The organism is Streptomyces kaniharaensis, from assembly GCF_009569385.1.
In the GTDB taxonomy this organism is placed as follows: domain Bacteria; phylum Actinomycetota; class Actinomycetes; order Streptomycetales; family Streptomycetaceae; genus Kitasatospora; species Kitasatospora kaniharaensis.
The window spans coordinates 3,253,981-3,276,625 of record NZ_WBOF01000001.1 but is presented as its reverse complement, the minus strand read 5'-3'; the positions used below and the strand labels follow the sequence as shown (position 1 = coordinate 3,276,625).

Sequence of the window (22,645 nt, the reverse complement as noted above, 5' to 3'; positions counted from 1 at the left end):
CGATGACCCACTCCCACGAGGAACTCCCGATGGCCGGCGGCTGCGGCGACGGCTGCGCCTGCGGGGACGGCGAGGGCTACGAGACCGGCCTCGACCCGCAGCTGGCCGAGCTGCTGGAGGAGGCCGGGCTGGACCCGATCGAGGTCGAGGACGTCGCCACCCTGGCGCTGGCCGAGGACCTGGCCGGCGGCGAGGACGTCACCTCGGTCGCCACCGTGCCCGCCGACGCCGTCGCCACCGCGGACTTCATCGCCCGCGAGGCCGGCGTGGTGGCCGGCCTGCGGATCGCCGAGGCGGTCGTCTCGCTGGTCTGCGAGGAGGAGTTCGAGGTCGAGCGGCACGTCCAGGACGGCGACCGGGTCGAGGCCGGCCAGGTGCTGCTCTCCGTCCGCTCCCGCACCCGCGACCTGCTGACCGCCGAGCGCAGCGCGCTCAACCTGCTCTGCCACCTGTCCGGCATCGCCACCGCCACCCGCGCCTGGGCGGACGCCCTGGAGGGCACCGGCGCCGTCGTCCGGGACACCCGCAAGACCACCCCGGGCCTGCGCGCGATGGAGAAGTTCGCGGTGCGCTGCGGCGGCGGCGCCAACCACCGGATGGCGCTGTCCGACGCCGCCCTGGTCAAGGACAACCACGTGGTCGCCGCCGGCGGCGTGGCCGAGGCCTTCCGGGCCGTCCGGGCCGCCTACCCCGACCTGCCGGTCGAGGTCGAGGTGGACGCCCTGGAGCAGATCCCGCCGGTGCTGGAGGCCGGGGCGGACCTGATCCTGCTGGACAACTTCACCGTCGAGCAGCTGAAGGAGGCCGTCGCGCTGGTGGCCGGCCGGGCCCGTCTGGAGGCCTCCGGCGGTCTGACCCTGGCCAGCGCGCGCGAGGTCGCCCAGACTGGTGTCGACTTCCTGGCCGTGGGGGCGCTGACGCACTCCTCGCCGATCCTGGACATCGGCCTGGACCTCCGCGCCTGACCCTCGCCCCGACCCGCAGAAAGCGCCCCATGCTCCTCACCATCGACGTCGGCAACACCCAGACCACGCTCGGCCTGTTCGACGGCGAGGACGTGGTGGAACACTGGCGGATCTCCACCGATCCGCGCCGCACGGCCGATGAACTGGCGGTGCTGCTGCAGGGGTTGATGGGCAACCACACCGCGGTGAGCGAGTCCGCGGTGGAGGGCCTGGCGATCTGCTCGTCCGTTCCCGCCGTGCTCCACGAGCTCCGCGAGGTGACCCGCCGTTACTACGGCGACGTCCCCGCGGTGATCGTGGAGCCCGGCGTGAAGACCGGGGTGCACGTCCTGATGGACAACCCCAAGGAGGTCGGCGCCGACCGGATCGTCAACGCGCTGGCCGCCAACCACCTCTACGGCGGTCCGTGCATCGTGGTCGACTTCGGCACCGCCACCACGTTCGACGCCGTCAACGCCCGCGGCGACTACGTCGGCGGCGCGATCGCCCCCGGCATCGAGATCTCGGTCGAGGCGCTCGGCGTCCGCGGCGCCCAGCTGCGCAAGATCGAGCTGGCCCGCCCGCGCAACGTGATCGGCAAGAACACCGTCGAGGGCATGCAGTCGGGCATCCTGTACGGCTTCGCCGGCCAGGTCGACGGCCTGGTCGACCGGATGGCCCGCGAACTCGCCAAGGACCCCGACGACGTCCAGGTGATCGCCACCGGCGGCCTCGCCTCCCTCGTCCTCGGCGAGGCCACCACCATCGACGTCCACGAGCCCTGGCTCACCCTCATCGGGCTGCGCCTCGTCTACGAACGCAACCGCCCGAGCTGACCGCCCATCGGGCCGAACGCGGGGCACTGTCGGCGCGACGTTACCGACAAATCGGATATTCCTCACGTAGTGTCAGCCCATGCCTACGCCACACGGATCGCGCGGCGGCATGGCCTTCAGCGCCGACGAAGTCCGCGTGCTGCGCCGCGCCCTCGCCCAAGCCCTGCACCCCGCCGTCCCCGTCCATCTCCACGGGCCCGACCGGCCGGCCATCGCCGGTCCGGCGGCCGAGCTGTGGGCGGAGGACGTCCAGGAGGCACTGCGCCTGACCGAGGCGATCGACGAGGCCGTCCGGGAGGGCGGCCGGCTGCGCGCCTTCCTGCTCGCCGACCTCGGACGGTACCGGGACGCACTGCCCGGCAGCGCCGGCGGCTACCTGGAGCGCCTGGAGGAGGCCGTGACCGACGGCTACCTGCCCGGGCCCGAGGACCTCACCGCGCTGCGCGCGCTCACCCGGCAGCCCTGCGGGCAGCAGGAGCGCTCCCGCCGCTCCCGGCTGGCCGGCCGCTGCCACGCGCTCGCCGAGGCCGCCGTCCGCGAGCGGCTGGCCCTCACCACCGGGCAGCCGCGCCACCTGGTGGCCGTCCCGAGCCCCGCCGCACCCCCGCGCAGTCTCCCCACCCCACTTGGAGGACGGATCCCGATGAGCAGCACCGACTCCCCCGACGAGCAGCCCGCCGCCGCCCCCCGGACCCCGCCCCGCCCGCACCGGATGCCGACCCCGGCCGAACTCTTCGGCCGCCGCCCCAAGCCCCCCGCCCGTCCCGCGGCGCCGGACGACCCGGCGCCCGAGGAGATCGAGCTCGCCACCGGCACCGGCTGAGCCGGACACCCCCGGACCCGCTCAGGCAGGGAGGCCGCCCGCAACGGGCGGCCTCCCTGTCCATGTGTCGACACACCTGGGCGCCGGACGCCTCGGGCTCGACGGGCGACCTCGCCGTCGGGATGAAGAACGACGGTCCGGCCTCGATCATGGACCGCAGCGGCGGCGAGGGCGCGCCCCACATCACCGTGCAGTTCCCCGAGGGCGTCACCGTCACCGGCCTGCCCTCCACCTGCCGCGCGGACGACTACGTCCATGGCCGCAAGTCCGACAAGCCGCTGAACAAGTTCGCCTGCAACGGGCTGAGCGACTTCTTCATGGCCGACGGCGCCACCACGTCGCACAAGTTCGGCCTGAAGCTCCCCGAGGGCACCGGCGAACTGGCGGCGACGGTCTCGCTGCAGAACTCCGGGAGCGAGTTCGGGGACGGCCACCCCACCGCCGTCATGGAGTGGGACCGCAACCCGGCCAACGACCTGGTGAAGGTCGCGCTGCGGCCTGGCACACCGAGCACCGGCGGCGGCACGAACACGCCCGCGCCGACCGGCACGGCGACGGCCGCCGCGACGGCCACCGCGACGCCCACGACGGCCCCCACCGCCACTCCGTCCGCCACCGTCGCCCCGGCCGGCCTCCCCGGCGCCGGCTCCCCGAGCCCCGCCGTGAACGCCCGGACGAGCGGCGACACCACCGTCAGCGCGGCGGCCGGCGGAAGCCTGGCCGGCACCGGCAGCTCCGCCGTCCTGCCGATGACCGGGGCGGGCGCCGCAGCTCTGGTGCTCGGCGCCGCCAGCCTGCTCACCGCGCGCCGGCTCCGGGCCCGCCGCAACGGCTGACCGCGCTTGAGCGTGGGAGGGCGGCGCGGCCCGCCCTCCCGCGCGTGGCGACGGATATCCCGTGGCGGAGCACGGTGTGTGGCTGGCTACCCTTATGGGGTGAGCGATCAGAGCCTCTTTCCCGCGACCGACGACCTTCCCGAGCAGATGCGCGTCCGGCGCGAGAAGCTGGACCGGCTCCGGGCGGCCGGTGTCGACCCGTACCCGGTCGGCTTCCCCCGCACCACCACCATCGCGGACCTCCGCGCCAAGCACCCGGACCTCGAACCCGACACCGCGACCGGTGAGCGGGCCGGAATCACCGGCCGGGTGATCCTCTCCCGCACCGGCGGCAAGCTCTGCTTCGCCACCCTGCGCGACGGCACCGGCGACCTCCAGGTGATGTTCTCCCTGGACAAGCTGGGCGCCGAGCGGCTGGCGGCCTGGAAGTCGGACATCGACCTCGGCGACCAGGTCGGCGTCGAGGGCGAGGTGATCACCTCCAAGCGCGGCGAGCTGTCGGTGATGGTGGACCGCTGGGAGCTCACCGCCAAGTGCCTGCGGCCGCTGCCGGACAAGCACAAGGGCCTGACCGACCCGGAGGCCCGGGTCCGCCAGCGCTACGTCGACCTGATCGTCAACCCCGAGGCCCGCGAGATCCTGCACCTGCGCAGCAAGGTCGTCCGCTCGATCCGCCGCACCTACGAGGACCGCGGCTTCATCGAGGTCGAGACCCCGATGCTGCAGCCGGTGCACGGCGGCGCCAACGCCCGTCCGTTCAAGACGCACATCAACGCGTACGACATCGACCTCTACATGCGGATCGCCCCCGAGCTGTACCTCAAGCGGCTGGTGGTCGGCGGCGCGGAGAAGGTCTTCGAGATCAACCGCAACTTCCGCAACGAGGGCGCGGACGCCACCCACAACCCCGAGTTCACCTCGCTGGAGTCGTACGAGGCCTACGGCGACTACAACACCCAGGCCGAGCTGATCCGCGAGACGATCATCAACGCCGCCCGGGACGCCCTGGGCACCACGGTGATCAAGGGCGTGGACGCCCACGGCGTGGAGCACGAGATCGACCTGGCCGAGCCGTGGGAGGAGGTCAGCGTCTACCCGGGCATCTCCGCCCGCCTGGGCGTCGAGGTCACCCCCGAGACCGGCGTCGAGGAGCTGCGCAAGCTGGCCACCGACCACGACATCCCGTTCGAGAAGAACTGGGGCCACGGCCAGATCGTGCTGGAGATGGTCGAGCGGCTGCTGGAGGAGAACGCCGTCCGGCCGACCTTCATCAAGGACTACCCGACCGAGGTCTCCCCGCTGACCCGCCAGCACCGCTCGGTGCCGGGCGTGGCCGAGAAGTGGGACCTGGTGATCTTCGGCACCGAGATCGGCACCGCCTACTCCGAGCTGATCGACCCGGTCGAGCAGCGCGCCCGCTTCACCGCGCAGTCGCTCCTCGCGGCCGGCGGCGACGTCGAGGCGATGCAGCTCGACGAGGACTTCCTGCGGGCCCTGGAGTACGCGATGCCGCCGACCGGTGGCCTCGGCCTCGGCGTGGACCGCCTGATCATGCTGCTGACCGGCAAGAACATCCGGGAGACCGTGCTCTTCCCGCTGGTGAAGCCGGAGCCGAAGGCCTCCGCGACCGCGGCGGCGGAGAAGACCGAGGAGGAGTGACCTGATGGACTACGTCAGCGCGATCGTCCCGCCGCTGGTCATGGCGATCGGTTTCGGTTTCCTGGTGCGGGCCATCGTCCGCAGCCAGGGCGGGGCCCAGAAGGCCAAGGAAGACCTGGACTGACCCGCGACCGACGCCGTCAGCCGCTCGAAGCACCGGCGCGCCGCCATTCCCGATTCCGGGGGTGGCGGCGCGCCGGTTTGGCGCACTTCACAAGATTTGCCCCATTCACTCCCTATCCTGGCCGCACTATGGTCCGGCAACTCGGCGAACTTGAGAACGCCATCATGACCCGGGTGTGGCGGTGGAACCGACCGGTGACGGTTCGCGAGGTTCTCCAGGATCTGCAGTCGGAACGCGATATCGCGTACACCACGGTGATGACCGTCCTGGACAAGCTCCACAGAAAGGGCTGGCTGCGGCGGGAGCGCGCCGGCCGCGCCTATCGATATGAACCGGTCTCGTCCCGCGAGGCGTACACCGCGGCTCTGATGAACGACGCGTGGGCCACCAGCGACAATCCCGCCGCGGCACTGGTGCACTTCTTCGGCCTGATGTCACCCGAGCAACGCGACGCCCTCCGGGACGCCCTGCGGGTGGCCGCTCTGTTCCCGCCCGATCCGGCCGAACCGGATTCCGCGGAGGGCGCGGCGGATACCGCGCGGGCGGATACCGGGGAGACCCCGCCGGGCGAGGCACGATAACGTCCCGCCATGGAGGTCACCATCCGCCGCGCACGGACCACGGACGTGCGGGCAGTACGCAGGCTCATCGACACCTACTCGCGCGACGGCATTCTGCTCGACAAGCCCACCGTCACGCTGTTCGAATCCGTGCAGGAGTTCTGGGTCGCGGAACGCGACGACAACGGCGCGGTGGTGGCCTGCGGCGCACTGCACGTGATGTGGGAGGACCTCGCCGAGGTCCGCACACTCGCGGTGGATCCGTCCTGCCGCGGCTTCGGGGTCGGACATCTGCTGCTGGAGAAGCTGCTGCAGACGGCCCGCTGGCTCGGTGTCCGTCGGATTTTCTGCTTGACGTTCGAGGTGCCGTTCTTCGCGAAACACGGTTTCGTCGAGATCGGCGAGCTCCAGGAAACCGATGATGGTACGACAGACCCGGCGGCGATCGCTACGGATGTCTATGAAGAACTTCTCCGCTCGTACGATGAAGGTGTCGCGGAGTTCCTGGACCTGGAGCGGGTGAAGCCCAACACACTGGGCAACTCGCGCATGCTGCTGCACCTCTGAGCGGCTCCGCGTCGGTCAGGGGTTTGTGTTTTCCGGAGAAAGGCGCTTTCCTTTCCTTAGGCAATGGGTCGTTTAGCGGAAAGGGAAGCCCGTGGCACAGAGGGTGCAGGTCATTCTTGAAGACGATCTCGACGGCGGTTCGGCGGACGAGACGGTGACGTTCGCGCTCGACGGCGTTGCCTACGAGATCGACCTGAAGAGCGCCAACGCGGACAAGCTGCGCGGTCTGCTGGCGCCGTACGTGGAGAAGGGCCGCAAGCAGAGCGGCCGGCTCGCCGGCGCCCGGCGCCCGGGCCGCGGCGCTGCGCCGCGCCCGTCCGGCAGCGCCCCGGACACCGCCAAGATCCGCGCGTGGGCCAAGGAGCAGGGCCTGGAGGTCAACGACCGCGGCCGGGTGCCCAGCACCGTCCGCGAGGCCTACGACAAGGCCAACGCGTCCTGACCCCCGGCATCGACGCCACACGCGCGGGGCGCGGAGGAGGCTCCTCCGCGCCCCGCGGCGCGCACCCGGCCGGGCAAGGGAACGCCCGCACGGGGCGCCCGGGCCGGGACGGGTCCGCCGACCGGGGCTCGGCCTCGGGCGGCGGAACAATCACAAGCTGTGCAACGCTGTAGGGGCGAAGCGGTAACGCGGACACCACCGGGACGGCGTATCGGCCGCGGTGGCCGCGGCGGCGACCGCTGAACCACCGTCACCGCAGCCCGACTTCTCGCCAGGCGAACACCGTCACCGCGGAAACTGCGCGAGAACCGTCCCGATACCGGGTATGAATGCAGGTGGACGGGTTCTCGACCCGTCCAGGGGCAGTATGTGTGACCGGCCGGAGACGGTCCGGCTCCGCCGCGGCGGCTCTTGTTCGCCGATGGCGTAGCGGTATCCGGTGCATCCGGCCCGCCTGTGGGAACACCGATTCCCAGCACCAGGTTGGGAATGGTGTCGGCTGGTCGCGCAGCATCTCGCTCCCGTACCGGGGAGTGAATCCGTAGGCCGCGCCGCTGAGCGGGACTAGCATGCGGAAGGACAGGGCGGGGACCGACCCCGAACTGCCCGACCGCTCTGAGGAGCGATAAACGATGTTCGAGAGGTTCACCGACCGCGCGCGGCGGGTTGTCGTCCTGGCTCAGGAAGAAGCCCGGATGCTCAACCACAACTACATCGGCACCGAGCACATCCTCCTGGGTCTGATCCACGAGGGCGAGGGCGTCGCCGCTAAGGCCCTGGAGAGCCTCGGGATTTCTCTTGAGGCCGTACGCCAGCAGGTCGAGGAGATCATCGGCCAGGGCCAGCAGGCCCCGTCCGGTCACATTCCCTTCACCCCCCGGGCGAAGAAGGTCCTGGAGCTGTCGCTCCGGGAGGCCCTGCAGCTCGGCCACAACTACATCGGCACCGAGCACATCCTGCTCGGCCTGATCCGCGAGGGCGAGGGCGTCGCCGCCCAGGTCCTGGTGAAGCTGGGTGCCGACCTGAACCGGGTGCGCCAGCAGGTCATCCAGCTCCTGTCCGGCTACCAGACCGGTGGCGGCAAGGAGTCGGCCACGGCCGGCGGGCCCGCCGAGGGCACCCCGTCGACCTCGCTGGTCCTCGACCAGTTCGGGCGCAACCTCACCCAGGCCGCCCGCGAGGCCAAGCTCGACCCGGTCATCGGGCGCGAGAAGGAGATCGAGCGGGTCATGCAGGTGCTGTCCCGCCGCACCAAGAACAACCCGGTCCTGATCGGTGAGCCCGGCGTCGGCAAGACCGCCGTGGTCGAGGGCCTGGCGCAGGCGATCGTCAAGGGCGAGGTCCCGGAGACGCTCAAGGACAAGCAGCTCTACACGCTGGACCTGGGCGCCCTGGTGGCCGGCTCGCGCTACCGCGGTGACTTCGAGGAGCGCCTGAAGAAGGTGCTCAAGGAGATCCGCACCCGCGGCGACATCATCCTGTTCATCGACGAGCTGCACACCCTGGTCGGCGCGGGCGCCGCCGAGGGCGCCATCGACGCCGCCAGCATCCTCAAGCCGATGCTGGCCCGCGGCGAGCTGCAGACCATCGGTGCCACCACCCTGGACGAGTACCGCAAGCACCTGGAGAAGGACGCCGCGCTGGAGCGCCGCTTCCAGCCGATCCAGGTCGCCGAGCCGTCGCTGCCGCACACCATCGAGATCCTCAAGGGTCTGCGCGACCGCTACGAGGCCCACCACCGGGTCTCCATCACGGACGCCGCGCTGGTGGCCGCCGCCACCCTGGCCGACCGCTACATCTCCGACCGCTTCCTGCCGGACAAGGCGATCGACCTGATCGACGAGGCCGGCTCCCGGATGCGCATCCGCCGGATGACCGCGCCGCCGGACCTGCGCGAGTTCGACGAGAAGATCGCCGACGTGCGCCGCGAGAAGGAGAGCGCGATCGACGCGCAGGACTTCGAGAAGGCCGCGTCCCTGCGCGACGACGAGAAGCAGCTCCTGCAGGCCAAGGCCAAGCGCGAGAAGGAGTGGAAGGCCGGCGACATGGACCTCGTCGCCGAGGTGGACGAGGAGCTCATCGCCGAGGTCCTGGCGACCGCCACCGGCATCCCGGTCTTCAAGCTGACCGAGGAGGAGTCCTCCCGCCTGCTGCGCATGGAGGACGAGCTGCACAAGCGCGTCATCGGCCAGAAGGACGCCATCAAGGCGCTCTCCCAGGCCATCCGGCGCACCCGTGCGGGCCTCAAGGACCCGAAGCGCCCCGGCGGCTCGTTCATCTTCGCCGGTCCGTCCGGCGTCGGTAAGACGGAGCTGTCCAAGACGCTCGCCGAGTTCCTCTTCGGCGACGAGGACGCGCTGATCTCGCTCGACATGTCCGAGTTCTCGGAGAAGCACACCGTCTCCCGGCTGTTCGGCTCCCCGCCCGGATACGTGGGCTACGAGGAGGGCGGTCAGCTCACCGAGAAGGTGCGCCGCAAGCCGTTCTCGGTCGTCCTCTTCGACGAGGTCGAGAAGGCCCACCCGGACATCTTCAACTCGCTGCTGCAGATCCTGGAGGACGGTCGCCTGACCGACTCCCAGGGCCGCGTGGTCGACTTCAAGAACACCGTCATCATCATGACGACCAACCTCGGCACCCGGGACATCTCCAAGGGCTTCAACCTGGGCTTCGCGGCCACGGGTGACACCCAGACCGGGTACGAGCGGATGAAGGCGAAGGTCGGCGAGGAGCTCAAGCAGCACTTCCGCCCCGAGTTCCTGAACCGTGTCGACGACATCGTGGTGTTCCACCAGCTGTCCGAGGACGACATCATCCAGATCGTCGACCTGATGATCGACAAGGTGGACGCCCGCCTCAAGGACCGCGACATGGGCCTGGAGCTCAGCGTCGAGGCCAAGAAGCTGCTGGCCAAGCGCGGCTACGACCCGATCCTGGGTGCCCGTCCGCTGCGCCGCACCATCCAGCGCGAGATCGAGGACCACCTCTCCGAGAAGATCCTCTTCGGCGAGCTGCGGGCCGGTCACATCGTGGTCGTGGGTGTCGAGGGTGAGGGCAAGGACGCCAAGTTCACCTTCCGGGGCGAGGAGAAGTCCGCCGTTGCGGACACTCCGGCCGCCGTTGCCTCGTCGGGTCCGGACCTGACGAAGTAGCAACATTTAACAGATAACAGCAATCGGGCTGAGCCCCCGGCGTTTACGCCGGGGGCTCAGCCCTTTCCGCATGCCCGCGCGAGGCGGACCGGAGGTCGGCGATCCGTCAGCCGGAGCGGCCCGGGCAGCGGTCGGTGCGGGTACGTTCGATTTCTCAGTAAGCTTTAACGTCCATACGGTTGACAGATGGTCAGCTGATGGGGAGTCGCGGAGCATAGCGCCGTGACCATGTCACGGTCAAGGTCTATCTTTTCCGTCCACACTTGGATCAAATGACGTCCACCTGTCTTTCATTTTGGTTTGCCGGGCCTTGGCCAAGAGCTGGCCCGGTCGGGGAGGACGTCACACCGTTGAAGACGACCAAGAGAACCGCTGCGGCTGCCACGGCCGCGGCGGTCATTGTCACGCTCGGCGCGGGATTGTTCCCGAGCACCGCCGTTGCCGACCCGGCGCCCACGCCGAAGGACCCGGCCGACGCCGTTCAGTCCGTCAATCTTGAGCACAACCTGCCGGGCCCGCTGACCGAGAAGGTGGAGGCGGAGCAGAAGGCCGCCACCGAGCAGCTGCTCGCCGGTACCGCTCAGGTCGAGGAGCACAACGGCAGCACCAGCATCAAGCTGGGCAAGGACAAGTACGTGGAGCTCGCCCGCGAGCGCACGGACAAGATCTTCACCATCCTGGTCGACTTCGGCGACCAGGTGGACAACACCACCAAGACGCCCGACGGCAAGGTCAAGTACGGCGGTGAGGCCGGCCCGAAGCACAACGAGATCGAGAAGCCGGACCGCGCCACCAACAACTCGACCGCCTGGCAGGCCGACTACAACCAGCAGCACTACCAGGACCTGTACTTCAGCAAGGACAAGCCCTCGCTGAAGACCTATTACGAGAAGCAGTCCTCGGGCCGCTACTCGGTCGACGGCGTCGTCTCCGACTGGGTGCGGGTGCCGTGGAACGAGGCCCGGTACGGCTCCGACTACTGCGGCTCCAACGTCTGCTCCAGCGCCCAGGACCTGATCCGCGACGCCGTGGACATCTGGTACAAGGACCAGCTGGCCAAGGGTCAGACCACGGAGCAGATCAAGGCCACGCTGGCCCAGTACGACAAGTGGGACCGCTACGGTTCGCACCACGACGGGAACTTCAACCAGCCCGACGGGTACATCGACCACTTCCAGATCGTGCACGCCGGTGAGGACAAGTCGGCCGGTGGCGGCAAGCAGGGCAACAAGGCTCTGTGGGCCCACCGTTCGTACGTCTACGGCAACCTGAACGGCCAGGCCGGCCCGGACGGCAACAAGCTCGGCGGCGTCCAGGTCGGCAACACCGGCTTCTGGATCGGCGACTACACCATGCAGCCGGAGAACGGCGGCCTCGGCGTCTTCGCCCACGAGTACGGCCACGACCTCGGTCTGCCGGACCTCTACGACACCGCCGGCAAGGGCATCGACAACTCCGTCGGCTTCTGGTCGATCATGTCCTCCGGCTCCTGGCTCGGCGAGGGCAAGGACAGCATCGGCGACATGCCGGACGACTTCGACGCCTGGAGCAAGCTCAAGCTCGGCTGGCTGAAGTTCGACAAGGCCAAGGCCGGCACCGAGTCGACCCACCACATCGGCCCGGCGGAGTACAACAGCAAGCTCCCGCAGGCCCTGGTCGTCGACCTGCCGAAGAAGACCATCACCACCGAGATCAACAAGCCCGCCTCGGGCAAGTACGAGTGGTGGAGCGGCAGCGGCGACAACCTGAACGTCACGCTCACCCGTGACCTCGACCTGACCGGCAAGAAGGCCGCCAGCCTCAAGGCCAAGGCCTGGTACGAGCTGGAGCAGGACTTCGACTACGCCTGGGCCGAGGTCTCCACCGACGGCGGCAAGAACTGGACCGTCCTGGACGGCACCTGGAACGGCAAGCCGATCGCCAAGGACGCCAGCGGCCGCGCCGCCCTGACCGGCCTCACCGCCACCTGGGGCGACCTGGAGTACCCGCTCGACGCCTACGCCGGCAAGGCCGTCAAGGTCCGCTTCCACAACACCACGGACCCGGGCCTGCACTACCGCGGCCTCGCGCTCGACGACATCTCGGTGACCGCCGACGGCAGCACCGTCTTCAGCGACGACGTCGAGAACGGCGACAACGGCTGGGTGGCCAGCGGCTTCACCCGCTTCACCGGCACGTACTCCAAGGACTACGCGCAGTACTACATCGCGGAGAACCGCCAGTACGTCTCGTTCGACCAGACCCTGCAGTCCGGCCCGTACAACTTCGGCTGGGGCAACTCCAAGGCCAACTGGGTCGAGCACTACGCGTACCAGCCCGGTCTGCTGCTCTGGTACTGGGACGAGTCGCAGACCGACAACAACGTGAGCGCCCACCCGGGTTCGGGCCTGATCCTGCCGATCGACTCGCACCCGAGCCCGCTCAAGTGGTCGGACGGCACGCTGATGCGTCCGCGCATGCAGGGCTACGACTCGCCCTTCGGCTCGCGCCGGGTCGGCCCGCTCACGCTGCACAAGAACGGCGTCGAGACGGTCATCCCGAAGTCCAAGGGTGTCGACGAGTTCTCCGACCTGAAGGAGTACTGGACCAAGGACAACCCGTACAGCAGCGTCATCGTCCCGAAGACGGGCACCAGCATCGAGGTCGAGAACGAGTCCTCGAACTACCTGGAGACCTGGATCCGGGTCCGCCCGGTCGACAACTGATCGCACCTCGGGTAGCGATCGGCCTGTGACCAGGCAGCTCTGACACGCAATCCGTCCGGCCCGTCCCCGCAACGCGCGGGGGCGGGCCGGACGTTTCGTCAGGCCCGCTGCCGCGGCAGGCGGTCGAGGAAGGCGGCGACCGACTCCCCGATCTCCGCCGGGGTCCAGTCCAGCGCCTCGGCCGCCACCGTGACCTCCGTCATCGCCAGGCCCGGCAGGCCGTGCTCGCGCCAGCTGCCGAACAGGCCCACCTTGGTGTCCTCGGCCAGGCCCAGCCCGGCCTCCTCCAGCTCCGCGGGCGCGTACGGCAGCCAGAGCTGGAACTGGTGGGTGTGCGGCGGGGCGGGGTGGACCCGGGCGCCGGGCACCCCGGAGACGGCCGCGGCCAGGGCCTCCGAGACCGTCCGGGCATGCTTCACGTACCGCTCCAGGTAAGGGAGTTCACGGTCCAGCCCGGTCAGCGCGGCCAGCGCGAACGGCCACTGCTGGAACAACTGGCCGCCGTACCGGTGCCGCCAGGCCTTGGCGGTCCGGACGAAGGCCGCCGGGCCTGCCAGCGCCGCGCCGCTGATCCCGCCGAGGGTCTTGTAGAAGGAGACGTACACCGAGTCGGCCAGCGCGGCGACCTCCGGCAGCGAGCGGCCGAGGTGGAACACCGACTCCCAGAGCCGGGCGCCGTCCAGGTGCAGCGCGGCGCCGTGCTCCTCCCGGACCACCGCGGCGACGGCCGCCAGGTCCGCCCACTCGGGCAGCACGAACCCGGCCTCGCGCAGCGGCAGTTCCAGGATCATCGCGGCGTACGGCTCGTCGAAGGAGCGCAGCTCGTCGACGGTGGGCAGGCGCGGGGCGATGGTCGGCCAGACGCTGCGCAGGCCGGTCAGCGCGCCGAGCGCGTGCCGCTCGTGCTGGTCGGTGTGGCCGAGCGGGTGGGTGGCGACGGTGCGCAGGCCGGCTGCCTCGGCGTGGATCCGCAGCGCGACCTGCTGGGCCATCGTGCCGGTGGGGAAGAAGGCGGCGTCCTCGGTACCGAGCAGGTCGGCGACCCGGCGCTCCAGGGTGCGGACCACGCCGTCGCCGTACTGGTCCGGGCGGCGGTCCAGGTCGTAGACGTGCTCGCCGGCCAGGGCCAGGGTGGCGAGGCGTTCGCGCAGGCTCTGCGGCCGGTTGCCGGAGAGCAGTCGCTCGCAGCCGCGCTGGGCGGCGAAGCGGCGGTCCGGGAGGCTCGGGCGGTCGGTGCCGGCCGGGTCTTCGCTGCTGTTGGCATACATGCCTCGATGGTCCCGCAGGCGGCCACCCGGGTGGCGCAGACCTTGGGAGGACGATCGGATCACATGATTGTTACTCCGTCAGCTTGAATCTCCGGCGCAACGCTGACTACACGCCGTAGTACGTCACACCGTTTGGGACCCGGCTCGGTGACGGTTACACCTGAGTGGTCCCCCACTCAGCACGCGCCCGAACGGGCCCCTTCGTGCTGCCCCGTACGACCGTGATTGGGCTAGCGATGTCCTCTGTCCCGCCCGTGGGGCCGGCCCTGCGCCGGCTCGCCGCCCGTACGGCGGCCCAGGCGGCGGCCTGGCAGCCCCGGCTCGGCCAGGCTGTCCGCACCCGCGTCGAGCCGCCGCGCACGCTTGCTGAACCCCGGCACGCCTTGCAGGGCGCCGCCGCCTGGGCCGACCGCGAACGTGCCGTCGTCGCCGCCGGGGGCACCGTGGTGCTCCTGGCCGGCGCGCTGCTGGTGGCCGCGCCCGGCAGCGCCTCGGCGCAGACGATCGTCCCCACCACCCCCGGCAGCTCGGCCTTCACCGCCCGGCAGGCCGCCGTACCCGTCCCCGGCCTGATCCAGGTGGCCCGGCCGAGCCCGTACCGGCTGCCGGACGGCGACGAGCCGGCACAGGCGTACGTGGCGATGGCGACCAACCTGCTGCCCGTCGAGCCGCCGGCCGTCCCGGCCCCGCCACCGGCACCGGAGCCCGCCCCCGAGCCCGAGCCCGCCCCGCCGCCGGAGTGGTCCGCCCCGGTGCCGGGCGCGCCGACCAGCAACCCGTACGGGGTGGCCAACTCCGAGTACGCGGCGGGCTACCACACCGGGGTGGACTTCGCGATCGATCCGGGCACGGCGGTGCTCGCGGTCGGGAACGCGACGGTGGTGTCGGCCGGCTGGGACGGCGCGTACGGCAGGGAGATCGTGCTGCGGCTGGCGGACGGGCGCTTCGCGCAGTACGCGCACCTGTCCTCGGTGTCGGTGCGGCGGGGTGCGCAGGTCTCGGCCGCCGAGGAGATCGGACGGTCCGGGAGCACCGGCCACTCGACCGGGCCGCACCTGCACTTCGAGATCCGCACCAGCAACCGCTACGGCGCGGTGATCAACCCGATCGCGTACCTGTCGGCGCACGGCGTCACCGGCCTCTGAGCGCGGAAGGCCGAGGGACGGTCCGGTCGGGTCGCCCGTTGCGGGTGTTCAGGATTCCCGGCGTTCGGATTCCCGGCGTTCAGGCCCGGGCGGTCGGGACCGGGTGGCTGATCAGGGCGCCGATCTCCAGCGCGACCTCCTGGGCCGCCGCCATGGCCTCCTCCACGGTGGCCGCCCGCGGGGACTCGCACCACACGTGGTCGACGTGCTCGCCGCCGGACTCGTCCTGCTTGAGCAGGAACAGCGCCGAGTTGATGGTGAACAGCGACATCGCGGCGCGCAGCCGGTCCTGGAAGCTCGCGTCCGGCCCGTGCACCAGCCGGACCATCGCGATCATGCGCTCCTTGAACTCCAGCCCGGCCGGGGACTCGCGCAGCGCGGGCTGGTTCTCGTGGAAGAAGCGCAGCAGCGGCGCCCGCTCGGACATCCCGGCCGCGAACCGGCGGATCAGCTCGTCGCGCAGCTCCGGGGACCAGGTCTGCTGCCGGCCCCACTCGATGGTGTCGTCGATCGGCGCGGCCATGGTCTCGACGATGCCGTGGACGATGTCGTCCTTGGTCTTGAAGTGGTAGTAGAGCGCGGCCTTGGTGACGCCCAGGCGGTCGGCGATCTCGCGCAGCGAGGTCTGCTCGTAACCCTGCTCGGAGAAGAGCTCCAGGGAGACCTCGATGATGCGAGCCCGGGTGCCGCTGCGGGAGGTGTGCGTCGTACCCATGGCCTGCCTCATGACTGCGTCGGTGACTGCTGCGGACCCCGGCGGTGTCCGCCCCGGGCTCATTCTCCCTGCCCGGGCGGCCGGTCGGGAAACTGGCTTGACGACCGGCTAGGAGACAACTTACCGTGCCGACGGTTTCATAAACTAGCCGGGCGACAAGTAAGTAGTCGCTCAAGGCCGACGATCGTCCGAAATCCAGTCCCGGGAGACACCACCCCATGTCACAGTCCAAGACCGCCGGCCCGGTACCGGAGGACACGAAGGCCGAGAAGGAGCAGGAGCAGCGGTCACCCCGCGAGATCCGCCTCGTGATGATCGGCCTGGTCGTCACCATGCTGCTCGCCATGCTCGACAACCTGATCGTCGGCACCGCGATGCCGACCATCGTCGGCGACCTCGGCGGGGCCGAGCACCTGTCCTGGGTGGTCACGGCGTACACCCTCGCCACCGCCGCCTCCACCCCGATCTGGGGCAAGCTCGGCGACCTCTACGGCCGCAAGGGCACCTTCCTCACCTCGATCGTGATCTTCCTGGTGGGCTCGGCGCTGTCCGGCCTCTCGCAGAACATGAACGAGCTGATCGGCTTCCGCGCCCTCCAGGGCCTGGGCGCCGGCGGTCTGATGGTCGGCGTCATGTCGATCATGGGCGCGCTGGTCCCGCCCCGGGACCGCGGCAAGTACCAGGGCATGTTCGCCGCGGTGATGGCGCTCGCCACCATCGGCGGCCCGCTGGTCGGCGGCTTCATCACCGACCACCTGAGCTGGCACTGGACCTTCTACATCAACCTGCCGCTCGGCGTGGTCGCGCTCGCCGTGGTCGTCGTCACCCTGAAGCTGCCGAAGGTCCGCAACAACGCCCGGATCGACTACCTGGGCGCGGTCCTGCTCACCGCCGGCATCACCTCGCTGGTCCTGATCACCACCTGGGGCGGCCAGCAGTACGCCTGGGGCTCCAAGCAGATCCTCGGCCTGGCCGCGCTCGCCGCCGCCTCGCTGATCGCCTTCTGCTACGTCGAGCAGCGGGTCGAGGAGCCGATGCTGCCGCTCAGCCTGTTCAGGAACCTGAACTTCACCCTGGTCTCGGTCATCGGCTTCATCGTCGGCTTCGTGATGTTCGGCTCGACCGTCTTCCTGCCGCTGTACCAGCAGATCGTGCAGGGCGCCTCGGCCACCAACTCCGGCCTGCTGCTGATGCCGATGATGTTCGGCATGCTGGTCGTCTCGCTGGTGGTCGGCCAGGTGGTCACCAAGACCGGCAAGTACCGGATCTTCCCGATCATCGGCACCGTCGTGATGGGCGCCGGCATGCTGCTGCTCTCCACCATGGACACCGAGACCTCCAGCCTGACCTCCGCCTGCTGGATGATCGTGCTGGGCGCCGGCATGGGCTTCCTGATGCAGATCACCATGCTGGTCGCGCAGAACAGCGTCGAGCTCAAGGACATGGGCGTGGCCAGCTCCACCGCGACCCTGTTCCGCACCATCGGCGGTTCCTTCGGTGTGGCGCTGTTCGGCGCGCTGTTCAACAACCGGGTCACCGAGACCATGAAGGAGCGGGCGGGCGACCACCCGGCGGCGGGCGGCGCCATGAAGGACCCGGGGCAGATGAGCCCGGCGGCGCTGAAGCAGCTGCCCGCCCCCGTCCAGGACGCCTACCACCACGCGGTGGCCAACGGCATGCACACCGTCTTCCTGTGGGGCGCGGCGGTGGCCGTGATCGCCATCGCCGCGGCGGTGTTCATGCGCGAGGTACCGCTGCGTGGCACCGGCAAGCAGGACACGCCGGCCGAGGGCTCCCTGGAGGCGGCGGCCATCTGACGGCCCACGGCATTCGACGCCCCCGGAAGGCTTCTTCCGGGGGCGTCGTCGTCCCTGCGGCAGTCGTCGTCACCGCGGCATTCCGGTACTGCGGCAGTCGCTGCTACTGCGGCAAGCGGTAGACGCCCTGTTCGACGGGCTCGACCAGGCCGTCCGCCACCAGGCCGTCCAGGGCCCTGGCCCGCTGCACCGCGTCCGGCCAGACCGCGTCCAGCCGGGCCTGCTCCACCGAGCCGTGCGCCTCGCGCAGCACCGCGAGCAGCTTGCCGCGCACCTGCCGGTCCGTCCCCTCGTAGGACTGGCCGCGCCGGGCCGGGCCCTCGTACGGCGGGCGGCCGGCCCGCTGCCAGGCGCAGTGCGCGAACAGCGGGCAGTCACCGCACTCCGGGCCGCGGGCGGTGCACACCAGCGCGCCCAGCTCCATCACGCCGACCGCCCAGGTGGCCGCCGTCCCGGCGTCGTCGGGCAGCAGCGCCGTGGCCGTCCGGCGCTCGGCGGCCGTGGTCGCCTGGGCCGGGTACTCGACGCCGGACACCGCGCGGGCGAACACCCTGCGGACGTTGGTGTCCAGCACCACGTGCCGCTGGCGGAAGGCGAAGGAGGCGACGGCGGCGGCCGTGTACTCCCCCACCCCGGGCAGCGACAGCAGTGTGGCGTGGTCGTCCGGCACCTCGCCGCCGTGCTCCTCGGTGATCGCCACCGCCGCCGCGTGCAGCCGCAGCGCGCGCCTCGGGTAGCCGAGCCGGCCCCACATCCGGACCGCCTCGCCGGGGGCCTCGGCAGCGAGGCCGGCCGGGGTGGGCCAGCGCTCCAGCCAGGCCTCCCAGGCGGGCAGCACGCGCTTCACCGGGGTCTGCTGGAGCATGAACTCGCTCACCATGACCGCCCACGGCGACGCGTCGGGCGTCCGCCAGGGGAGGTCGCGCTTGCTGGCCTCGTACCAGTCGAGGACGGTCGCGTGGAACAGCGGCAGGGGCAGCGGCAGCCGGGGGGCGGTGATGTCAGTCATGGCCCTTCGATCCTCGCACGCTCGCGCACCCGGCCGAAGTGGAGGACGACTTTCCGGACATCCGGAAACTGCCCGGAAAACCCGGCAGCACGGCTCCCTCGAACGGCTCAAATGGCGGATCATGTGAAGGAAGGGGCGACTGTGCGGTGTTGGTGCGTCAAGCGACACACACTGTCTCGTAGAGTTTGGGCGTGCCCTCTCTCCGTCAACCCGTGGGACCGCTGCCGGCCTCGATCTACTGGCGTCGGCGCGTCGTCGTGCTCGCCGCCATCGCCGCGGTCATCGCCCTGATCGCCTGGCTGATGTCCGATCAGGGCGGCGGCGGTGACGACGGATCACAGAGCAAGGCCGCGCAGGCCGCGCCGTCCCAGTCCCAGACCCCCGCACAGGCCATCACGCCGGGCACCTCGCCGAGCGGCCCCGCGGCGCGCCCCGGCGGCGGCTCCGGTGGCACCGCGAGCGGTGCCACGACCGGCGGCCCGGTCTCCGGCGGCGGCGGCGAGGTCAGCCTCAGCACCGGCGGCAGCGGCGGTGCGCCCAACCCGGCCCCCGCCACCGGCGGTACGGCCGCGGGTGCGACGGCCGGCGGCGGCACCGGTGGCTCCGGTGGTTCGGGCGGCACCGGCGGGACCCCCGTGGTGAACACGCCCGAGGTGATGGCGCTGCCGGTCTGCGCCGCCTCTCAGGTGGCCCTGGAGCTGGCCAGCGCGCAGAACTCGTACCAGCCCAAGGACAAGCCGCGGCTCGCCCTGACGGTGAAGAACTCCTCGGGCGCCAACTGCCGGGTGGACCTGGGCCGGACGGCCTCCGCCATCACCGTGAACGCCAGCAACGGCGAGCGCGTCTGGTCCTCCGGCGACTGCCCGGCCGACAAGGGCGGCACCTGGGTGCAGATCCCGGCGAACGGCAGCCAGATCGAGACCTTCACCTGGGACCGCAGCCGCAGCAAGCCGCAGTGCGCCACCGCCGACCCGACGCCCCCGGCGCCCGGCACCTACGTGGTGCTGGCCGAACTCACCGGCCTGTCCGGCGACAAGGTCTCGGCACGCACCTCGATCCGCCTGGACAGCTGACCGCGCGTCACCCCGTACACGACACCGAGGCCCCGACCGCATCGCTGCGGTCGGGGCCTCGGTGTCGTGGCGCCGTACGGCGTCAGACGTAGCGCTCCAGGATGGACGATTCGGCAAGGCGGGACAGGCCCTCGCGGACCGAGCGGGCCCGGGTCTCCCCGACGCCCTCGACCGTCTGCAGGTCGTCGATGCTCGCCGCGAGCAACTTCTGCAGGCCGCCGAAGTGCTCGACCAGGCGCTCTATCACCGTGTTGGGCAGCCGCGGGATCTTCGCCAGCAGCCGGTAGCCGCGCGGCGAGACCGCGGAGTCCAGGGACTCCGGCGAGCCCGAGTAGCCGAGCGCCTTGGCGACCGTCTGCAGGTCCAGCAGCTCGGCGTGGGTGAGCGCCTCCAGGTCGGCCAGCACCTCGGTGACCGTCCGGCCCTTCTTGGCGGCCCGCTCCGGGAAGTAGTCCCGGGCGACCAGCTCGCGCTCCGGCTCCACGCCCGCGATCAGCTCGTCCAGCTGGAGCGAGAGCAGGCGGCCGTCGATGCCGAGCTCCAGCACGTAGCCGGCGATCTCGGTGGCGATCAGCCGGACCATCTCCAGCCGCTGGGCGACGGCGGTGACGTCCCGGACCGTCACCAGGTCCTCGATCTCCAGCGCGGACAGCGTGCCGGCCACCTCGTCCAGGCGGAGCTTGTAGCGCTCCAGGGTCGCCAGCGCCTGGTTGGCGCGGGAGAGGACGGTGGTGGAGTCCTCCAGCACCCGGCGGGTGCCGTTGACGTACATCGCGATCAGCCGCATCGAGTGCGAGACCGCGACCACCGGGTAGCCGGTCTGCCGGTTGACCCGCTCCGCGGTGCGGTGGCGGGTGCCGGTCTCGTCGGTGGGGATGGTGGAGTCCGGCATCAGGTGCACGCCGGCCCGGACGATCTTGGTGATGTCCTTGTCCAGCACCACAGCGCCGTCCAGCTTGCACAGCTCGCGCAGCCGGGTCGCGGTGAACTCGACGTCCAGGACGAAGCCGCCGGTGCAGATCGACTCGACGGTCTTGTCGAAGCCGAGCACGATCAGACCGCCGGTGTTGGCCCGCAGGACCCGCTCCAGGCCGTCACGCAGCCCCGTGCCGGGCGCGATGGCGCTGAGGGAGGCCCGCAGCAGGGCCTCCTCACGGGAGGACTTGTCCGCCCCCCGGTCGCTGGCTGCCACGTGACTCCTCCGGTCGACCCCGTACCGCGCGCCTCGCGCCGTGCGCCGGCCTACGGTCTGTTGCTCTGTCGCTCAGTACCGCTCGGTACTCGCCTTATCGCCAATGAGACAGGGGAAGTCTAACTGCGTGCGGCGCAGACAGGGCTTGGGTCAGCGCAGTTCGTCGGAGTCGAGCGGCTCCCAGCCGTCCATCAGCTCCTCCGGGTAGGCGGGGACCCGGGCCTCGCGCGGGGCCGGGGGCGCCGACGGTGCCTCACCACGCGGCTTGGCGGCGGCCCGGCGGCGGCCCGGGATGGCCCGCAGCGCCTCGCCGATGTCGGCCACCTCGACCACCTTCATGCCCGGCGGCACCTTGCCCGGGTCCGGCGGGACGAGGGCGTGCGTGAAGCCCAGCCGGTGCGCCTCGGCGAGCCGCCGCTGCACACCCGTCACCCGCCGCACCTCACCGGCCAGGCCGACCTCGCCGATCGCCACCAGGTTGCTCGGCAGCGGGGTGTCGGAGGAGGAACTGGCAACCGCGAGCGCGACCGCGAGGTCCGCGGACGGCTCACTGAGCTTCACCCCGCCGACCGTCGCGGTGTAGATGTCCTGTTTGCCCAGCTTCACCCCGCCGTGCCGCTCGACGACGGCCAGGATCATCGCGATCCGCGGCGACTCCAGGCCCGAGGTCGTGCGGCGCGGCGACGGGATCTGCGAATCCACCATCAGCGCCTGCACCTCGGCCACCAGCGGCCGCTTGCCCTCCAGGGTGACGGTGAGGCAGGTGCCCGGGACGGGCTTGTCACGCCTGGTCAGGAAGAGGCCGGACGGATCGGCCAGGCCCGCGATGCCCTCGTCGTGCAGCTCGAAGCAGCCCACCTCGTCGGTGGCGCCGTAGCGGTTCTTGACCCCGCGGATGAGCCGCAGCCGGGCGTGCCGGTCGCCCTCGAAGCTCAGCACCACGTCCACCAGGTGCTCCAGCAGGCGCGGGCCGGCGATCTGCCCGTCCTTGGTGACGTGGCCGACCAGCAGGGTGGCCATGCCGCGCTCCTTGGACGCCCGGATCAGGGCGTTCGCCACCTCGCGGACCTGGGCCGGGCCGCCGGGGGCGCCGTCCAGCTCGGCGGAGGCGATGGTCTGCACCGAGTCGAGGATCAGCAGGCCGGGGTTGACCGCCTCGATGTGCCCGAGCACGGCGCCGAGGTCGGACTCGGCGGCGAGGTAGAGGTGCTCGGAGAGGGCGTTGATCCGGTCGGCACGCAGCCGGACCTGGCCGGCCGACTCCTCCCCGGTGACGTAGAGCGTGCGGTGCCGCTCGGTGGCCGCCTTGGCGGCGACGTCCAGCAGCAGGGTGGACTTGCCCACGCCGGGCTCGCCGGCCAGCAGGACCACGGCGCCGGGGACCAGGCCGCCGCCGAGCACCCGGTCCAGCTCCGGGACGCCCGTCGAGCGGGCCGTCGCGACCTGGCCGTCCACCTGGGCGATCGGGCGGGCGGGCGCGCTGACCGGGCCGGCCGCGGTGGTCCGGATCGGCACCGCGCCGTACTCCTCGACCGTGCCCCAGGCGTTGCACTCCGGGCAGCGGCCGACCCACTTGGGCAGCTGGTTGCCGCACTCGGTGCAGCGGTACGCCGGGCGCGGCTTGGCGGTGGTCTTGCTACGGGCGGCCATGCGGCCCACCGTAGCGCCTGGGTCCGACAACGGCGGACGCCCTCGGTGTGCCGCCACATCCACACATACGGGCGATGTCGTTACCCGAAAGAAGTACATACGCCGCGAAACGCCGGGGCACGCCGCTC

The 22,645-nt window shown here is 71.0% G+C and carries 18 protein-coding genes; 13 read left to right on the top strand and 5 right to left on the bottom strand.

The features are described from left to right. Nucleotides 1–2: 2 nt before the first annotated feature. The 10 genes from nadC (at nt 3) to F7Q99_RS14960 (ending at nt 12,648) form a co-directional block, all read left to right on the top strand. On the top strand, nt 3–965 hold the full coding sequence (gene nadC, locus F7Q99_RS15005) for a carboxylating nicotinate-nucleotide diphosphorylase (protein WP_153461877.1): 963 nt from the start codon (nt 3–5) through the stop codon (nt 963–965). Between the two features lie 29 nt (nt 966–994). Next, a complete protein-coding gene (locus F7Q99_RS15000; RefSeq protein WP_153461875.1) occupies nt 995–1,780 on the top strand; it encodes a type III pantothenate kinase in 786 nt (261 codons plus the stop codon). 79 nt (nt 1,781–1,859) lie between these two features. Next, nucleotides 1,860–2,603 (top strand): hypothetical protein, encoded by a 744-nt coding sequence (locus F7Q99_RS14995; protein ID WP_230210222.1) that lies wholly within the window; start codon nt 1,860–1,862, stop codon nt 2,601–2,603. A gap of 62 nt (nt 2,604–2,665) precedes the next feature. After that, complete coding sequence (locus tag F7Q99_RS14990; protein ID WP_153461873.1) at nt 2,666–3,439, top strand: hypothetical protein; 774 nt, start codon at nt 2,666–2,668, stop codon at nt 3,437–3,439. A 99-nt stretch (nt 3,440–3,538) separates the two neighbouring features. Further along, nucleotides 3,539–5,098 carry a bifunctional lysylphosphatidylglycerol synthetase/lysine--tRNA ligase LysX gene (gene lysX, locus F7Q99_RS14985; RefSeq protein ID WP_326846678.1) on the top strand — a complete coding sequence of 520 codons (1,560 nt, stop codon included), beginning with the start codon at nt 3,539–3,541 and terminating at the stop codon, nt 5,096–5,098. Nucleotides 5,099–5,350: 252 nt separating this feature from the next. Next, nucleotides 5,351–5,803: a BlaI/MecI/CopY family transcriptional regulator gene (locus tag F7Q99_RS14980; protein ID WP_153461871.1), complete on the top strand. Its 453-nt coding sequence runs from the start codon at nt 5,351–5,353 to the stop codon at nt 5,801–5,803. Between the two features lie 9 nt (nt 5,804–5,812). Further along, nucleotides 5,813–6,349, top strand: a complete 537-nt coding sequence (locus F7Q99_RS14975) for an amino-acid N-acetyltransferase (protein WP_153461869.1) — start codon at nt 5,813–5,815, stop codon at nt 6,347–6,349. A 91-nt stretch (nt 6,350–6,440) separates the two neighbouring features. Then, complete coding sequence (locus F7Q99_RS14970) at nt 6,441–6,791, top strand: histone-like nucleoid-structuring protein Lsr2 (protein ID WP_326846677.1); 351 nt, start codon at nt 6,441–6,443, stop codon at nt 6,789–6,791. 632 nt (nt 6,792–7,423) lie between these two features. After that, nucleotides 7,424–9,943, top strand: a complete 2,520-nt coding sequence (locus F7Q99_RS14965; RefSeq protein ID WP_153461867.1) for an ATP-dependent Clp protease ATP-binding subunit — start codon at nt 7,424–7,426, stop codon at nt 9,941–9,943. Nucleotides 9,944–10,293: 350 nt separating this feature from the next. Next, nucleotides 10,294–12,648, top strand: coding sequence for an immune inhibitor A domain-containing protein (locus F7Q99_RS14960; RefSeq protein WP_230210221.1), 2,355 nt, complete (start codon nt 10,294–10,296; stop codon nt 12,646–12,648). 98 nt (nt 12,649–12,746) lie between these two features. Here F7Q99_RS14960 and F7Q99_RS14955 read toward each other — a convergent pair whose 3' ends face one another. Further along, nucleotides 12,747–13,916 carry a threonine aldolase family protein gene (locus tag F7Q99_RS14955; protein WP_153461863.1) on the bottom strand — a complete coding sequence of 390 codons (1,170 nt, stop codon included), beginning with the start codon at nt 13,914–13,916 and terminating at the stop codon, nt 12,747–12,749. Nucleotides 13,917–14,152: 236 nt separating this feature from the next. Between F7Q99_RS14955 and F7Q99_RS41165 the strand changes: the two genes are divergently transcribed. Continuing rightward, the gene (locus tag F7Q99_RS41165; RefSeq protein WP_153461861.1) at nt 14,153–15,061 is read left to right on the top strand and encodes a M23 family metallopeptidase; all 909 of its coding nucleotides are present in this window, start codon (nt 14,153–14,155) and stop codon (nt 15,059–15,061) included. Nucleotides 15,062–15,140: 79 nt separating this feature from the next. On the opposite strand, the gene F7Q99_RS14945 is transcribed toward F7Q99_RS41165, so the two are convergent. Beyond that, on the bottom strand, nt 15,141–15,776 hold the full coding sequence (locus F7Q99_RS14945) for a TetR/AcrR family transcriptional regulator (RefSeq protein ID WP_195911069.1): 636 nt from the start codon (nt 15,774–15,776) through the stop codon (nt 15,141–15,143). A 218-nt stretch (nt 15,777–15,994) separates the two neighbouring features. Between F7Q99_RS14945 and F7Q99_RS14940 the strand changes: the two genes are divergently transcribed. After that, a complete protein-coding gene (locus tag F7Q99_RS14940; RefSeq protein WP_153461857.1) occupies nt 15,995–17,593 on the top strand; it encodes an MDR family MFS transporter in 1,599 nt (532 codons plus the stop codon). Between the two features lie 103 nt (nt 17,594–17,696). Here the strand turns inward: F7Q99_RS14940 and F7Q99_RS14935 are convergent, their stop codons facing one another. Next, nucleotides 17,697–18,602 carry an HhH-GPD family protein gene (locus tag F7Q99_RS14935; RefSeq protein ID WP_153461855.1) on the bottom strand — a complete coding sequence of 302 codons (906 nt, stop codon included), beginning with the start codon at nt 18,600–18,602 and terminating at the stop codon, nt 17,697–17,699. Nucleotides 18,603–18,793: 191 nt separating this feature from the next. Between F7Q99_RS14935 and F7Q99_RS14930 the strand changes: the two genes are divergently transcribed. Further along, nucleotides 18,794–19,675: a hypothetical protein gene (locus F7Q99_RS14930; protein WP_153461853.1), complete on the top strand. Its 882-nt coding sequence runs from the start codon at nt 18,794–18,796 to the stop codon at nt 19,673–19,675. A gap of 82 nt (nt 19,676–19,757) precedes the next feature. Here the strand turns inward: F7Q99_RS14930 and disA are convergent, their stop codons facing one another. Together disA and radA are read right to left on the bottom strand one after the other, a co-directional pair. Continuing rightward, nucleotides 19,758–20,867, bottom strand: a complete 1,110-nt coding sequence (gene disA, locus F7Q99_RS14925) for a DNA integrity scanning diadenylate cyclase DisA (RefSeq protein WP_326846676.1) — start codon at nt 20,865–20,867, stop codon at nt 19,758–19,760. 150 nt (nt 20,868–21,017) lie between these two features. Then, entirely contained in the window at nt 21,018–22,517 is a 1,500-nt protein-coding gene (gene radA, locus F7Q99_RS14920; protein WP_153461851.1) for a DNA repair protein RadA, read from the bottom strand. Nucleotides 22,518–22,645: the final 128 nt, after the last annotated feature.

Excerpts from the sequence above, each read along its gene's own strand:
- nadC (WP_153461877.1), top strand. The coding sequence starts at position 3 with ATGACCCACTCCCACGAGGAACTCCCGATGGCCGGCGGCTGCGGCGAC.
- F7Q99_RS15000 (WP_153461875.1), top strand. The coding sequence starts at position 995 with ATGCTCCTCACCATCGACGTCGGCAACACCCAGACCACGCTCGGCCTG.
- F7Q99_RS14995 (WP_230210222.1), top strand. The coding sequence starts at position 1,860 with ATGCCTACGCCACACGGATCGCGCGGCGGCATGGCCTTCAGCGCCGAC.
- F7Q99_RS14990 (WP_153461873.1), top strand. The coding sequence starts at position 2,666 with ATGTGTCGACACACCTGGGCGCCGGACGCCTCGGGCTCGACGGGCGAC.
- F7Q99_RS14980 (WP_153461871.1), top strand. The coding sequence starts at position 5,351 with ATGGTCCGGCAACTCGGCGAACTTGAGAACGCCATCATGACCCGGGTG.
- F7Q99_RS14975 (WP_153461869.1), top strand. The coding sequence starts at position 5,813 with ATGGAGGTCACCATCCGCCGCGCACGGACCACGGACGTGCGGGCAGTA.
- F7Q99_RS14965 (WP_153461867.1), top strand. The coding sequence starts at position 7,424 with ATGTTCGAGAGGTTCACCGACCGCGCGCGGCGGGTTGTCGTCCTGGCT.
- F7Q99_RS14955 (WP_153461863.1), bottom strand. The coding sequence starts at position 13,916 with ATGTATGCCAACAGCAGCGAAGACCCGGCCGGCACCGACCGCCCGAGC.
- F7Q99_RS41165 (WP_153461861.1), top strand. The coding sequence starts at position 14,153 with ATGTCCTCTGTCCCGCCCGTGGGGCCGGCCCTGCGCCGGCTCGCCGCC.
- F7Q99_RS14945 (WP_195911069.1), bottom strand. The coding sequence starts at position 15,776 with ATGGGTACGACGCACACCTCCCGCAGCGGCACCCGGGCTCGCATCATC.
- F7Q99_RS14940 (WP_153461857.1), top strand. The coding sequence starts at position 15,995 with ATGTCACAGTCCAAGACCGCCGGCCCGGTACCGGAGGACACGAAGGCC.
- F7Q99_RS14935 (WP_153461855.1), bottom strand. The coding sequence starts at position 18,602 with ATGACTGACATCACCGCCCCCCGGCTGCCGCTGCCCCTGCCGCTGTTC.
- radA (WP_153461851.1), bottom strand. The coding sequence starts at position 22,517 with ATGGCCGCCCGTAGCAAGACCACCGCCAAGCCGCGCCCGGCGTACCGC.